This window comes from Polyangium sorediatum (assembly GCF_029946465.1).
Classification (GTDB): domain Bacteria; phylum Myxococcota_A; class Polyangia; order Polyangiales; family Polyangiaceae; genus Polyangium; species Polyangium fumosum.
Genome location: NZ_JARZHI010000002.1, coordinates 201,738 through 215,095, shown reverse-complemented (window position 1 = coordinate 215,095; position 13,358 = coordinate 201,738). Strand labels below are relative to the sequence as shown.

At 69.5% G+C, this 13,358-nt stretch carries 13 protein-coding genes; 4 read left to right on the top strand and 9 right to left on the bottom strand.

Features of this window, described 5'->3' with window-relative positions; genetic code table 11:
• Positions 1 to 51: 51 nt before the first annotated feature.
• The gene (locus QHF89_RS03050; protein WP_136966134.1) at positions 52 to 1,101 is read left to right on the top strand and encodes an AraC family transcriptional regulator; all 1,050 of its coding nucleotides are present in this window, start codon (positions 52 to 54) and stop codon (positions 1,099 to 1,101) included.
• Positions 1,102 to 1,105: 4 nt separating this feature from the next.
• Here QHF89_RS03050 and QHF89_RS03045 read toward each other — a convergent pair whose 3' ends face one another.
• The 6 genes from QHF89_RS03045 to QHF89_RS03020 form a co-directional block, all read right to left on the bottom strand.
• Entirely contained in the window at positions 1,106 to 1,732 is a 627-nt protein-coding gene (locus QHF89_RS03045) for a hypothetical protein (protein ID WP_136928229.1), read from the bottom strand.
• A gap of 124 nt (positions 1,733 to 1,856) precedes the next feature.
• Positions 1,857 to 3,713, bottom strand: a complete 1,857-nt coding sequence (locus tag QHF89_RS03040) for an IgGFc-binding protein (protein ID WP_136966135.1) — start codon at positions 3,711 to 3,713, stop codon at positions 1,857 to 1,859.
• Positions 3,713 to 4,186 carry an MYXO-CTERM sorting domain-containing protein gene (locus tag QHF89_RS03035; RefSeq protein ID WP_136966136.1) on the bottom strand — a complete coding sequence of 158 codons (474 nt, stop codon included), beginning with the start codon at positions 4,184 to 4,186 and terminating at the stop codon, positions 3,713 to 3,715. Before QHF89_RS03035 ends, QHF89_RS03040 begins: the two co-directional genes overlap by 1 nt.
• A gap of 26 nt (positions 4,187 to 4,212) precedes the next feature.
• Positions 4,213 to 5,193: a P1 family peptidase gene (locus QHF89_RS03030; RefSeq protein WP_284719979.1), complete on the bottom strand. Its 981-nt coding sequence runs from the start codon at positions 5,191 to 5,193 to the stop codon at positions 4,213 to 4,215.
• 16 nt (positions 5,194 to 5,209) lie between these two features.
• Positions 5,210 to 6,424, bottom strand: coding sequence for a DmpA family aminopeptidase (locus tag QHF89_RS03025; RefSeq protein WP_136966138.1), 1,215 nt, complete (start codon positions 6,422 to 6,424; stop codon positions 5,210 to 5,212).
• A gap of 72 nt (positions 6,425 to 6,496) precedes the next feature.
• The gene (locus tag QHF89_RS03020; protein WP_284719978.1) at positions 6,497 to 7,156 is read right to left on the bottom strand and encodes a TetR/AcrR family transcriptional regulator; all 660 of its coding nucleotides are present in this window, start codon (positions 7,154 to 7,156) and stop codon (positions 6,497 to 6,499) included.
• Between the two features lie 163 nt (positions 7,157 to 7,319).
• On the opposite strand from QHF89_RS03020, the gene QHF89_RS03015 reads away from it, so the two are divergent.
• On the top strand, positions 7,320 to 8,585 hold the full coding sequence (locus tag QHF89_RS03015) for a monooxygenase (protein WP_136966139.1): 1,266 nt from the start codon (positions 7,320 to 7,322) through the stop codon (positions 8,583 to 8,585).
• Positions 8,586 to 8,594: 9 nt separating this feature from the next.
• Here QHF89_RS03015 and QHF89_RS03010 read toward each other — a convergent pair whose 3' ends face one another.
• Both QHF89_RS03010 and QHF89_RS03005 read right to left on the bottom strand, forming a co-directional pair.
• Positions 8,595 to 9,236, bottom strand: a complete 642-nt coding sequence (locus QHF89_RS03010; protein ID WP_136966317.1) for a response regulator — start codon at positions 9,234 to 9,236, stop codon at positions 8,595 to 8,597.
• Positions 9,233 to 10,381, bottom strand: a complete 1,149-nt coding sequence (locus QHF89_RS03005; protein ID WP_284719977.1) for a sensor histidine kinase — start codon at positions 10,379 to 10,381, stop codon at positions 9,233 to 9,235. The genes QHF89_RS03010 and QHF89_RS03005 overlap by 4 nt, the downstream gene beginning before the upstream one ends.
• 119 nt (positions 10,382 to 10,500) lie before the next feature.
• Between QHF89_RS03005 and QHF89_RS03000 the strand changes: the two genes are divergently transcribed.
• Positions 10,501 to 11,742, top strand: a complete 1,242-nt coding sequence (locus QHF89_RS03000; protein ID WP_136966141.1) for an alpha/beta hydrolase family protein — start codon at positions 10,501 to 10,503, stop codon at positions 11,740 to 11,742.
• A gap of 7 nt (positions 11,743 to 11,749) precedes the next feature.
• On the opposite strand, the gene QHF89_RS02995 is transcribed toward QHF89_RS03000, so the two are convergent.
• Positions 11,750 to 12,109, bottom strand: a complete 360-nt coding sequence (locus QHF89_RS02995; RefSeq protein ID WP_136966142.1) for a c-type cytochrome — start codon at positions 12,107 to 12,109, stop codon at positions 11,750 to 11,752.
• 90 nt (positions 12,110 to 12,199) lie between these two features.
• Between QHF89_RS02995 and QHF89_RS02990 the strand changes: the two genes are divergently transcribed.
• Complete coding sequence (locus QHF89_RS02990) at positions 12,200 to 13,285, top strand: methyltransferase domain-containing protein (protein ID WP_284719976.1); 1,086 nt, start codon at positions 12,200 to 12,202, stop codon at positions 13,283 to 13,285.
• Positions 13,286 to 13,358: the final 73 nt, after the last annotated feature.

The window sequence follows — 13,358 nt, the reverse complement described above, 5'->3', positions numbered from 1 at the left end:
GTTCATGAACCCCTCGATGGTCGAGGATGCGCACGCCGAGGACCCTCGTCAGTGACATCGGACGCCAGAAACGCTGACTTCACGCGACAACCGACCCACAACGCGCGCCTCGCGGGCCGCATCGTCGATGTCGCGGCGGCGAGCGGAGCGGATCCCGCGGCCCTCTGCCGCGCGGCAGGTCTGTCGGGCATCGACCTCGGGTCGCCGGAGACGCGCGTGCCCCTCACCTCGATCTACACGCTCGTGGAGAACGCCGCGGCCGCGGTCGGCGCGCCGCTCTTCGGCGTGAAGGTCGCGTCCGGCGTCGATGTCGAGATCTTCGACGTGCTCGGCTTCCTCGTGCTCACGAGCCCCACGTTCGGCGTGGCTATGGAGCGCATCCTGCGGTACCAGCGCCTCTGGAACGACGGCGAGCGGTATTCCCTCGTCGTCGAGGCCGGGCGCGCGCACCTGCGGTACGAACCTTTCGGCGCCGCACGGCCGGCGCACCGCCTCATGGCCGAGATGTTTGCCTTCGACGTCGGCGTGAATGCGCCCAAGCTCGTCGCCGAGCCCGTCTTCCCCGAGGTCATACGATTTCGAGGCGAACCACCACCCGACCATGCAGCTTATGAAGCGGTATTCCACGCGCCCGTGACCTTCGCGTCGCCGATCGACGAGGTGGTGCTGCCCGTGGACCTTTTCGAGAGGGCCATGCCGCTCGCCAACGAGGCCATGCACGCGTATTTCCAGCGCCACGCCGACGCGGCGCTCGCGCGGCTCGGCGCCGACGCTTCGCTCCTCTCCCGATTACGCACCTTCGTCGCCGATCGCTTGCCCGAAGGCGGCGCCTCCCTCGCCGCGGCCGCGGCTTCGCTCGGCATGAGCGGCCGTACGCTCCAGCGGCGTTTGCACGCGGAGGGCACGTCCTTCGAAGGCCTCGTCGACGGCGTCCGCCGCGCACGCGCCATGGCCTACCTCGACGCGCGCGTCTCCCTTGCAGAGGTCGCCTATCTCCTTGGGTATGCGGAGCCGAGCGTGTTTCACCGCGCATTCAAGCGGTGGACGGGCATGTCCCCCGAATCGTGGCGAGCGGCGAACACGCGCGGGACGTCGCGCTGAGGGCTCAGCTCGGCGGTGGGCCCTCGTTCTCGAGGTGCTTCTGCAGGAGCCCGAGCTTGTTCCGCGCGGAGAGGACCTGCTGCCGCAACGACTCCGCCTCGCGCGAGAGGTCGTGCGCTTCGGCCTCGCGGGCGTCGTGCATGAGCTTTTGCGCGCCCTCGACCACCGCGCCGAGCCCTTCGAGCGCCTGCGCGATCGAGGCCCGGAGCTCCGTGCGATCGGAGCCGTCCCCGGGCTCGCGTTTGACCGCCGCGGCGCGCTGCATGATCACGTTGACCTCGGCTGCCCGCGCGCCGAGCTGCGCGAACCGCTCACGCAGCGCCATGAACCTCGCAGCGCACGCGTCGATCTCGACCACGCGCGCGTTGATCGTCGCTGCCGCGGCGGCCTGCCGGTCGCGCGCGGCGTTCACGGCCTCGACGAGCGACTTCAGGTGTTCGGCGAAGCGGCTTTGCGAGGCCGCGGCGTCGCTCGTGGCCCGCGCCGCCTGCTCGAGCCCCTTCTGCGAGTTCAGCGGCGCCCGCCCGACCCCCGCGGCGAGCTCCTCGAAGCGCCGCAGCTCTTGCTCCAGGGAAAGCGCTGCGGCCGCAAGCTCACCTCCCTCGTCTCGACGACGATCGTCCTTGCTCATACGACGAGCATACCCACGCACGCGTGCGGCGCGCCATCACCAATGCACGCCGCGCGCACATGAGGGCGCGGGCGGGCCCGCCCTTCCCGGTCGTCGGGGCCGGACGAACGCTTCGCGTGTTCGTTCATTTGGGCACGGGCGGGATCACCACGTCGGTGAGGGTGACGGCATACCCGCCGGCCGGATATGCGTACGACGCGTAGCTGTCGAGGCCCCATACCACGAGCCCGAACGGCCCGTCGCTCTTGGCCGTGTGCCGGCCGTTCTGACAGCCGTTCACGCCCACCTCGGCGCGCATCAGATCCACCGTCGTCACCTCGAATCGGCCGTCCGAACCGGCCGGCTTCCAGCCGGAGATGACGCCCAGGCAATCGACGGTGACCTCGGAAAAACCCTTGCTCGTCTTCACCCGCGTGAGCGAGAGGTTCGTCGTCGGATAGGTGGGGTCCGTGAAGAAGACGTAGTTCGAGAGAAACTGCTCGGGCGGCAGCATGATCACGAACTCCTCGTCGCCGAGGTTCTTCTCGAAATTCGGCGCCGTCGCGCCCTCGCGCGTGCCGCCCGGGATGTTGCTGGTATCCATGATCTGCGCGATCGAGAAGGGATGCGCCCCGTCCTGGCTCGACACCCGGAATGGTCCCGTCGCCTGAAAATCGGCGATCTGGCCCTGCGCGAGTGTCTGCGGCGCGCCGGCCACGGGCGGATCGAACGTGAGCGTCGTGCCGTCCGCGACGCCGACGATGCGGTAATGGATGTTCTCGGGCTGGAGATCCTTCCTGCGTGTCTCGTAAGGCGCGGCCACATATTCGTTCGCGAGCGCCGAGACCGGCAAAATCTGCTGGTGCGTGGCCTCTCCCCCGGGCGCCGGCATGGGTTGCAGCCGGAAGAAACGATTTCCCGTGATGACGGCAACGGGTTTGTCGCTGAGCACCACGCTCCCGGAAGGATCCGACGAACTCGCCGGGAGCTCCCATTGCAAGTACTCCCCGGCCGAGAGCGTGAAGCTCGCCGGCATTCCCTTCGGCGCAGCAGGAAAATTGGAGCCCGCGGGCAGGTCGACGGTCGGGAGGAGGTCGACCTTCGTGTCGTCCTCGGTCGCGAGGACGTGCGCGAAGATCGGCCCCGGCGGCGTGGCCGTGCCCTTGGGCGTGGCCATCACGATGTAGTTCGTGCCCCACGCCGAGGTCGGGAAAAGAAGCTGCGCGCTCGGGAAAAAGGACTCGGCGCCGCCGTACGGTAGAATGTCGTATGCGCTCACGGGCGTGTCGGAGACGATATGGAACGCCTCGCCGCGGCCCGTGCCCGGGACGAGCGTCGACGCCTCGATCGCAGGCGGGACCGGGCAGGTCAGCGGTTTGCCCGTCTCCGGCATGATCGAATTCGGATCGTGCGAGAGGAAAAGCACCGCGACCTCGCCCTCCGGAATGCCCTCCGCGGGCACCGCCGGCCACGACGATTCGGGCATGCCGTTCTTGGGGATCCGGCCGAACTGCGTCACGTCGAACGATTGCCCGCCGCGCGTGACGGACACCTTCGCGGGCCGGGGCCAGGTGTTCGTCAGGAAAACCGCCAAGCAGGGCGGGAGCGAGGGAGGATAGGAGCCGGCGGTCGTGACGCGGAAATTGCAGCCGACGTTGCCTTTGCTCTCGGCGGCGGCGTCGCAGGCGGGCGCGCAGGCCCCGTCGAGGCAGCCCTGATCGGCGGGACAAACCGAGACGACCTGCCCAGCCTCGTCGACGATCGAGCGCAGATCGGGGCTACAGGCAAGGGCGCCGTTCGCATCGGGCCCGCCGTCGAAGAACACGGCCCCTTCGCCGCCCGCGCCGCCCGTGCCGCCCGCGCCGCCGTTCGCGCCGGCGCCCGACGCCCCGCTGCCCTGCGTATCCTGGCCGCACGTCCACGTCGCGAACGCGACGCATAGGGCGAGCGTGCCCTGGACCGCCGTCACGCCTGCTGCCCGCATCTTCGACCTCGTCCTCATCACGGCCTCCGCCCTGCATCTCTCGAAATGCCCGTCCCCTTGGATATCCGACGACGCCGCGTCCACGCAATCCCCAGGCCGGCCGCGAACACGAGCATCCCGGCGCCCTCCGCGGCCCCCGCCGTTGTACACCCGCCGCAGCCGCCGCCGACCACGCGCGTCTCGGGCTTCACGCCCGCCGGGCAGAAGAAGACCACATCGCCAGCTCCCTGCTTGTGGCGGCAAGCCTCCGCGAGCCCTTTCTCGCGAAGGGGGCCAGCGCACCGATCGAAATTCGGCTGATCACCAGGGTCCCGATCATAATTCCAGTAGCATTGCTGACAGCCGAGCCCTTCGACGTCGCAAACATTGTGGGGTCCCGCCACGTCGGCGGCGGCGATGGCGGTGAAGGTCGAGAGCGCGATGACAAGGAGTGTCGAGAAAAAGATGCGCACGCGTGACTTGTAGCCCATGGCGTGAGAACTGTCGATCACCTCTCGGACTTACACGCGGCTTCCGATCAACGTCCGGTGAATGCAATGGAAGCCACGACATCGGCGGGCGCCTTTTCGACCGTGCGCCCCTTCCGCCCCGTCACCGCCGTCGCTTCCCCGAGCGCCTTTCCCAGCGCGGCGCGCGACGCGCGGGCCGCCGCGTCGAAGAGCGGGCCGAGCCCATCGTCCGCGAGCCTGCGCGCCTCGTAAAGCCGCCCCGGCGGCGCCGTGAGCGAGCCGTCGATCGTATTCGTCACCGAAAACGCGAGCGCGAGCCGCCCCTCCTCGCCGCCGATCGTCACGGCCGCGTCGATCCCCCGAATGGCCGCCTCGCCGAGCAACCGAAGCTCCGCGGGAAACAGCGGTGCGTCCGTCGCGACGATCGCCACGAATCCGGGCGAAACCACGCGCGCGGCGCCCACCCCGCGGGGCGCCCCGCCGTTCGCCGCGAGGAGCACACCCACGACGAATGCATCCTTGCCGACGCTCGCCGCGGCCGATGCGTCCCCCACGCCGCCTTTGCATCCGAGGGCCACGAGCCCGCGGCCCATACCCACGCTCCCGCACGCCGGCGGTTCGCCGCGCGCCGCTTCGCAGGCCGCGAGCACGTCGTCGTGTTTCACCCGCCGGCGCCGGAGATCATTCAAATACCCATCGTCGATTCCCACCACGATGGGCGGCCATCCATCGTCGACCGGCAGCTCCGGATCCCGCTTGTGACCCCGCGTGATCAACGCGTCGTAGGCCGCGCCCACGCTCGTCGCATTGCAAAGCACGATCGGGGAGGCAAACGTGCCGAAATCCTCCGCCACCTCCACGCCCGTCCACGAGAGCCCTCCGCCGGCCGAATAGGCGCCGAGGGAAAACTTTCGATGATGCACGGACGGCGGGCACGGCATCACCACGGTCACGCCCGTCTGCACGTCGCCCTCGGCCACGGTCAGGTGAGCGACCTCGACGCCGGAGACGTCGGTGATCGAATTGCGTAACGTGCGCTCGGCCGGCATGGTCTCTGCGTGACTCCTAGCGCCCCGGAATCGGGCGCCCATACTTGCGCATGATGTCCGGCAGCCGGTCGAGCGGCAATGCGTGGGCCGTGTTTCCGTGGATCCCGGTCATCGTCCGGGCCATCGCGAGGGCATTGAGAACAGCCTCCTCCGTGGCCTCGACCGCCGCCTCGTGCGCCACGCTGATGTGCTCGTCGTTCCAGACGGGCACATCCATCGACGCCGCGCCGCGCCGGACGCGGACGCCCGTCGAAAAGAAGAGCAGGAGATCCCCCGATCCGTGCATCGAGACCGCGCCGGTCCGCGCGAGCCCGAGCGCCATCCGCTTCGCGAGGCGGCCGAGTTGCACCGGCGTCATCGGCGCGTCGGTGGCGCCGATGATCAAAATCGATTTCGACTTCCGGCCCTCATACGGCATTCCCTCGGTGATCTCGCGACCCACCGGCACCCCGTCGATCCGGAGCTGCGCCCTCCTGCCGTGGTTCGTCTGCACGAGCACGCCGAGCGTATAATTCCCCATGGCTGCGGGCAGGCGCCGCGACGCGGTCCCGATCCCGCCCTTGAACTCGTAACACAACATGCCCGTGCCGCCGCCCACGGCCCCCTCCTCGACAGGCCCGCTGCGCGCCGCCGAGATCGCCTCGCGCACGTGCTCCTCCGTGAGGTGTCGCCCCTCGGCGTCATGGAGAAACGCCGCCCAGGTCTCGCCCACGATCGGCGTGGGCACGGGCGCGCTGTCGCCGATCTCCGGATACCTGTCGAGCATCCACGCGAGCGCACCATCCATCACGCGGCCGATGTTCGACGTGTCGGTCAGGAAAATCGGCGTCTCCAGAAGGCCATGCCGATCGATCGTGGAGACGCCCGTGAGCTCGCCATTGCCGTTCAACGTGAAGCGCGCCGCGGGGATGTTGTCCCGCCAAACGTCGTCGCCGGGCAGGATCACGGTCACGCCGGTGCGAATCGGCCCGCGGCCGGGCACGAGCGGGCCTTCGCCCTCGATACGCGTCACGTGCCCCACGCGCACGCCGGGCACGTCGGTGATCGCATTCCAGCGACCGGGCGTGAGCGAGCCGATGCCGATGCCGAGGTCCCGGATCCTCCGGCGGGCGGGCGGCGCGCGGGGCGACTCGACCGGTACGACGCTGCATCCTGCGCTGATGGCGGCGAGCGCGCCGCCGGCCAGGAGCGCGCGGCGCGAGACTCTTCCGGTGTCGCTCTTCACGGCCATCGACGCGAGTATGGAGGTTCGCGCTGCCGTTGGGAAGCGCTTCGTGCGCGTCGCGGATGAACCCCCTCGCCTTCAGGCAGGGTCGCGCCGCCGCTTCGAACCTCGAGGGCGGACCTGCGCTTCAGGACGATCGCCGAGGAGCTGCCGAACGAGCAGGCGCGCGAACGGCGCGGCCCCCGCAGGCGCGTGAAGGGCATGCGGGACGAACCCCTCGCAAAGGCGCGGCGCGAGGCAAACCATGTGAATGGCGGACCAGAATGCGGCGACGCGGTGGCGTTGCTCTTCCTCCGAGCCCGCCGGCAAGACGGGGCGTACGCGAAGGAAAAACCCTTCGAGGAAGTCGCGATATCGCTGGACGGTCTTGCCCGTGTAGTCCTGACGCACGATGGCGTCGTGCAGGTGCGCCGCGCTGAGGCGCGGGTACCGGACGGCGTCCGGGAAAAACGCAGGTACGAAGCGCTCGAGCGCCGCGCGAACGTCCCCGCCCTCGGCCTCGACGAAGGCGTCGAGCTCGCGGAGCTGCTCGCCGAGGCCATTCTCCAGCGTGCGCGCAAGCACCTCCTCGACGAGCCGCTCTTTGCTCCCGAAATAGTAGTTGATCGCGGCGACGTTCACGCCCGCTTCCAGGGCGATCGCGCGCACCGTGAGGGCCTCGATCCCTTCCCGCGCGACGACCTCGATCGCGGCCCCGAGGATCCGCTCACGCGCGCCGCCTTGCTCGCCGTCCCTCACGGCTTCCGGTCTTAGCGCAGATCCCGCGAGGCGGTCGAGCCCCTCCCGCAGCCGACGTCGAAATCCTGCTGCTCGTTGAACGAACCGGTCGCCTCAAACAACTGTTTGAAACAACCGTTTGAACTGCTGCGCCGTGGAACGCAGCAGACGGGAGAGGTGCGTCATGAGGGAAGGAAACGCCTGGGAAAGCAGGGCATCGGCGATCGTCTTCGTGGGATTCGTGGCCGCGTTGGCGCCGGCGTGTGGCGCCGAGCCGACGCCCACGCCCACGTGGTATCGGGACATCCAGCCGCTGGTCGATCGATCCTGCGCTGCGTGCCACGACGGGAGCGGCGTGGGCCGTTTGAACCTGCGAGACGTCGCGACGGCGCGGGCGCTCGCCCCCACGATGGCCGCGCGCGTGGAGGCGGGCGAAATGCCGCCCCCCGCGCTCGATCCCTCGTGCCGGCCTTATGCGGGCGCGGAGAGAATGTACCTCGGCGCCGAAGATCGCGCGCGCTTCCGCGCCTGGGCCGACGCGGGCGCGCCGCTCGGCGACCCGAGCGAGGCCACGGCAAAGCCGGACAACGTCGCGCACATCGACGACCCGGACCTCGTGCTCGAAATGCCCGAGGCGCACGAGGTCGCCCCGGACGACGACGGCAACGAATACTGGTGCGTGGTGCTCGACAATCCGCTCGCGGCGCCCGCGTGGATCAAGGCGCTCGAGGCCGTGCCCGGCGACCCGCTCGTCGTGCATCACATCGGGCTCTACCGGGACGCGGGGCACGACGCGGGCGCGGGGTACGGCGTGCCGCCGGGCACGAAGGGTTTTTCGTGCCGAAATCCCGTGCTGGAGCTCGATTGGCAGCTCCTGCACGCGTTCGCGCCGGGCGTCTCCGTGATGGAGCTCCCGAAGGACACGGGCATCCGACTCGATCCCGGCGAGCAGATCGTGATGCAGATGCATTATTACGCCCCCAAACCGGGCGCGCTCGATCGGTCGGCCTACCGGATGCGCCTCGCGACGGAGGCGCCCGCCGCGGAGGTCTTCATGGACGTCTTTGGCCCGGTGCCGTTCACGATCCCCGCAGGCGTCTCGCAGCACGTCGAGCGGAGCGTGATCACGAACGAGGGCGCGCCGACCACGATCTACGGCCTGCTGCCGCACATGCACCTGCTCGGCCGCTCGTACGACGCGTGGATCGAGGACGACGCGGGCGAACGCGCGTGCGTCGCGCGAGGGGATTTCGATTTCCACCACCAGGCGCTTTACGTGTTCGACGAGCCCATGCAGTGGCAGCCGGGTCAGCGGCTCGTCACCGAATGCACCTGGGACAACTCGGCGACGGGGAAAGGACAAACCCATTTCCCGCCGCTCGACGTCGCCTGGGGCGAGGGAACGAACCAGGAGATGTGCTTCCTCGTGGCGTACTTGTCGCGGCCTTGAAGCCCCGCGCTAGATATAGCCGAGCTCGATCGCCCGGAGCACGGCCTTCGTCCGATCCCGCACCCCGAGCTTCGAGAAGATGCTCGACGCGTGGTTTTTCACGGTCCCCTCGGCCGTGCCCAGCATCTCGGCGATCTCGCGGTTGCTCGCCCCCGAGGCCATGAGGCGCAGGACCTCGACCTCGCGCGCGGTGAGCGCGGTGGGCGGCTCGATCACGGGAACGTCGGACTTCAAACGATCGAGCCCGCGCAGCACGCGCTCGGTGATCGCCGGGTTCCAGAGAGTTCCGCCCGACGCGACCGCGCGGATCGCCTCGGCGAGCTGATCGAGGCCGATGTCCTTCAGCAAAAACCCCCGCGCGCCGAGCCGGATCCCCGCAGCGGCGACGGCGTCGTCGTCGAACGTCGTGAGCAGGATCGTGGGCGGCACCTTGGGCTTTCCGCGCAGCGCCGTGAGCACGTCGACCCCGGTTTTCCGCGGCATTCGTACGTCGAGCAGGAGCACGTCGAGCGCGGTCGTCGCCACGATCGCGAGCGCCTCCTCCCCGTCGCTCGCCTCGGCGGCGACGCGGATGTCGGGCGTGAGCGCGAGCAGGCTCTTGATGCCCTGCCGCACGAGCGTCTGATCGTCCGCGAGCAAAACGTGAATCACGGCGCAGCCATCGTCCTCGCGCGCGGCGGGACGACCGCGCGCCATTCAAACCCTTTGCCCGGACCAGGCGTCACGGTCAAGGCCCCGCCGAGCGCCTCGATCCGCTCACGCAAGCCCGAAAGGCCGCTGCCCTCGGCGGCGCCCTCCGCGCCCCGCCCGTCGTCGCGCGCTTCGAGCACGAGGCCCTCCGGCCCCGCGGCGAGCCGGATCCACAAATGCTCCGCACCTCCGTGGCGCACCGCATTCGTGATTGCCTCCTGCACGCCCCGAAAGAGCGCGTGCGCCAGGGCGTCGTCGTCGATCACGAGCCCCTCGGCGAGATCGACGTGCACCTGCGGACGCGGCACCCCCGCGGCGAGCGCCTCGATCGCGCGCGGCAGGTCGAGCGTGCGCTCCTCGCGCATCGCGCGCACGACGCCGCGCACCTCGGCGAGCGTGCTCTTCGCGAGTTCGTGCGCCCGCGCGAGGGCCTCTTCGCCCGGCGAGGTGCGGCGCGCGAGCTCCAGGTGGATGCTCATCGCCGTGAGGTGATGGCCCACGGCGTCGTGCAATTCGCGCGCGATGTGCAGCCGCTCGGCCGTACGCGCGCTCTCGGCGAGCATCACCTGCGCGGCGTGGAGCTCGGCGTTGACGCGCGAAAGCTCGGCACGCGCGGCCGCCTCGTGCCGCGCCACCGTCCCGATCGTGGTGGCGAAGAGCTGAAAGCCGAGGACGCCCGCCGTCCAGAACGCCGCCTGCGGCACGTCGGCGCGCCCCACGTAAAAGGGGAAAATCGCCACGGTCTGCGCCGCGACCCAACCGAGCGCCGCGCCTCGCGACAGGAGGAGCGACGCCTGCGCCGCGACGATCGCCAAGAGCCCCGCTTCGAGCCACAGGTTCCGCAGATGCACGAGCACGAGCGCGGAGATCGATTGCACGGCGAGCAGCACGATCCGGCTCGTCGGCCCGAGCCTATCGAGCCGCGACGCGCTCGTGACGAATGCCCCGAGGTACGCCGCGTGCGCCGCGAAACTCGCGGCCACGGTCGCATCGCGGAGGCTCGCCGGGTCCCGCGCGAGCGGCAGCAGGAACGGCTGAGCGATCGCGGCCCACGCCAGCGTCCCGGCGACGAAGAGCAGCATCCGGGTGGGCGGCGGCCGGTCCATGCGTGGGGCATCGTAGCGCCTCCCACGCTCGCCTGTGCCGAAAGTCATGGTGGAAATCGACCAAGGACCATGACCAGTGGCACAGGCCCCCTCTTCTTTCGCGCCCCACGATGGAGGTCATGGCGAACGTCACCTCGTTCCTCTCGACCTCGAACAAAACCCGCGCCGCGGACGGCGCCGCGCCCTGCTACGCTGCCGGCGCGATGACCGAGACGAAGGCGGCGGAGGCGCCTCGCAAGCGGCGGAGAATCGGGCGAGCGGCGCTCCTCGTGCTGCTGGCGGCGATCGTGCTCCTCGCGCGGCCCGCGGATCGGCACCTGCGCGCGGCCTCGCTTCTCCTGCGGTTCGCGGACGAACGCGCGCAAGGGTTCTTGCCGGCCTACGGAAAACACACGCTGGACGAGCGCCTGACCGAGGTGCCTTCCGCGCGTGGCCCGGTGCGGGCGCGCGTGTATTCGCCCGTGGGCGTCAAGAATGCGCCAGGCGTGGTGATCGTGCATGGCGTCCATCGCTTCGCCATCGACGAGCCGCGCCTCATGCGGTTCGCCCGCGCGATCGCGGCCTCGGGCGTCGTCGTGCTCACGCCCGAGGTGAAGGAGATCGCCGAATATCGTATCGATGCGGCTTCGATCGAGACGCTCGGCGCGGCCGCGCATTCCCTGCGCGAGCGCCTCGGCGGCAAGCCCGTGGGCCTCATGGGCATGAGCTTCGCGGGCGGGCTCGCGCTCCGCGCGGCGGCGGATGGAGCGTTTGCCGAGGACATCGGGTTCGTCGTGGCGATCGGGGCGCACCACGACATGCGGCGCGTGCTCGAGTTTTTCAGGAAGAACGAAACCTCGTGGCCGGACGGGCACAAGGAGGCGCTCGCCGCGCACCCTTATGGCGCGCTCGTCCTGCTTTATTCGCACGTCGAGGCCCTCGTCCCACCGGCCGACGCGGCCGCGGCGCGCGACGCGATCCGGCTCTGGCTCTGGGACGATCGCGAGGCCTCGAAGGCAAAGCTCGCGGAGCTCAGCGCCGAGGCGCGGACCCAGGTGGAGGCTCTGCTCGAAGGAAAGGCCGACGTGCCGGCGCTCATCGACGAGATTGCGAAACACCCGGAGCAAGCGCTCTCGGTCTCGCCCGCGGGGCACCTCGGCGAGCTGCGCGCCCCGGTGTTCTTGCTTCACGGCGCGACGGATTCGGTGATTCCGGCATCGGAGACCCAATGGCTCGCCCACGACGTCCCGCCCGCGCTCCTCCGCGCCTCGCTCGTGACGCCGGCGGTCGAGCATGTCGAGCTCCGCGGAGAGCCGTCGCTCGCGCAGCAATGGGAGCTCGTCCGGTTCATGGCGGGCGTGCTCGACGTGGCGAAGGACTGAGCGCTGCTTACTGCGTGCAGGCCAGATAAACCCGCAGCGCCTCGAGGTCGGTCTCGTTCAGCTTGCCGGTCGGGGGCATCGCGCCCGCCGCGGCTTCACCATACATCTCCGCCGCCTCGGCCCTCACCTCGTCTGCCGACGAGAAATCGTACCCTCCTGCCGGCGTGCCGTTCGCGTAATTCGGATTGTGGCATACCGTGCAGGAATTGGTGAGCACGCTCTGGCCTGCGGTCTGCTGTGCGGACGAGTCGGTCGGGCATGTTCCGAGCCCCTCGCTGTCGCTGCCGCAACCCGCGAGGGCGCCAAACGCAGCCAGGGAGAACGACAGCAAGCACACAAGCATCTTCTTATCTGTAAGTGTGGACATAATTTCCACTCTACGGGGATGGCGCGGCGTGGCAACACGAAACTGCGGCCCCGTTGCCTTCCCGTTTCCGTTGGGGCAAGGATGCCCCCCATGAAACGACGACTGCTTGCGCTGGCCCTCGTGGCCATGCCGATGCTCGCTTGTGGTCCCTCGACGCCGGAAGCGGCAAACCCCGAGGGGACGACCACCGAGACGCCCCCCACGACGACCGCCGCGCCGACGGCCACGCCGGAAGCCGCGCCCACGGCGACGCCGACGGCCGCGCCGAAGGCCGAGCCCTCGCCCGAGGAGCTCAAGAAGGCCAAGGCGGCCCAGGAGCTCGCCGCGGACCGCGCGAAGTGGGAGGCCGAGGCCAAGGCCGAGGACACGCGCTTCACGCCGGAAATCCACGCCGAAGCGAAGAAGCTCGCCGAGGCGAAGTACGCGTCGCTCGACGCTGCGCTCAAGGCCGTGCTCGCGGGCAAACACCGCGTGCCCAAGAACCTCGAGCGTGACAAGTACCGCCACCCGACCGAGACGCTGAAGTTCTTCGGCCTCACGCCGAAGCTGACGGTGCTCGAATACGGCCCCGGTGAGGGCTGGTGGACGGAGCTGCTCGCGCCGACGCTGGCGACGCAGGGCAAGCTCCTGGTCACGACGACCGACCCGAAGGGCCCGGCCGACGCGCGGAGCACGTTCTACGGGCAGCGCCTCGCGCGCTTCCTCGATCGCTCGCCCGAGCTCTACAGCAAGGTCGACCGCATCGTGATCGACGGGAAGAACCCGAAATTCGGCCTGGAGAACAAGGTCGATCTGGTGATCGTGATGCGCTCCTTGCACGGCCTGCACCGCGACAAACTCCTGCCCGGCTTCCTCGCCGAGGCGTTCAAGGCGCTGAAGCCCGGCGGCGTGCTCGGCATCGAGCAGCACCGCGCCAAGGCCGACGCGGACCCGGACAAGAGCGCGGAGCAGGGCTACCTGCCCGAGGCGTTCGTGATCAAGCAGGCCGAGGCCGCGGGCTTCAAGCTCGAAGGCAAGTCCGAGGTCAACGCGAACCCGAAGGACACGAAGGACTACCCCGAAGGCGTCTGGACCCTGCCGCCCACGCTGGAGCTCGGCGACAAGGACAAGGACAAGTACATGGCCATCGGCGAGAGCGATCGGATGACGCTCAAGTTCGTGAAGCCGAAGAAGTAATTCCCTCGCACGACCCAAGGACGGGGGCGCATCGGACTAGAAGGACCATGCACCCCCGTTCGCTTTTGTTTCC

Coding starts and splice junctions, on each gene's coding strand:
- QHF89_RS03045 (WP_136928229.1), bottom strand. CDS start 1,732: ATGAGCAAGGACGATCGTCGTCGAGACGAGGGAGGTGAGCTTGCGGCC.
- QHF89_RS03040 (WP_136966135.1), bottom strand. CDS start 3,713: ATGAGGACGAGGTCGAAGATGCGGGCAGCAGGCGTGACGGCGGTCCAG.
- QHF89_RS03030 (WP_284719979.1), bottom strand. CDS start 5,193: ATGCCGGCCGAGCGCACGTTACGCAATTCGATCACCGACGTCTCCGGC.
- QHF89_RS03025 (WP_136966138.1), bottom strand. CDS start 6,424: ATGGCCGTGAAGAGCGACACCGGAAGAGTCTCGCGCCGCGCGCTCCTG.
- QHF89_RS03015 (WP_136966139.1), top strand. CDS start 7,320: ATGAGGGAAGGAAACGCCTGGGAAAGCAGGGCATCGGCGATCGTCTTC.
- QHF89_RS03005 (WP_284719977.1), bottom strand. CDS start 10,381: ATGGACCGGCCGCCGCCCACCCGGATGCTGCTCTTCGTCGCCGGGACG.
- QHF89_RS03000 (WP_136966141.1), top strand. CDS start 10,501: ATGGCGAACGTCACCTCGTTCCTCTCGACCTCGAACAAAACCCGCGCC.
- QHF89_RS02995 (WP_136966142.1), bottom strand. CDS start 12,109: ATGTCCACACTTACAGATAAGAAGATGCTTGTGTGCTTGCTGTCGTTC.
- QHF89_RS02990 (WP_284719976.1), top strand. CDS start 12,200: ATGAAACGACGACTGCTTGCGCTGGCCCTCGTGGCCATGCCGATGCTC.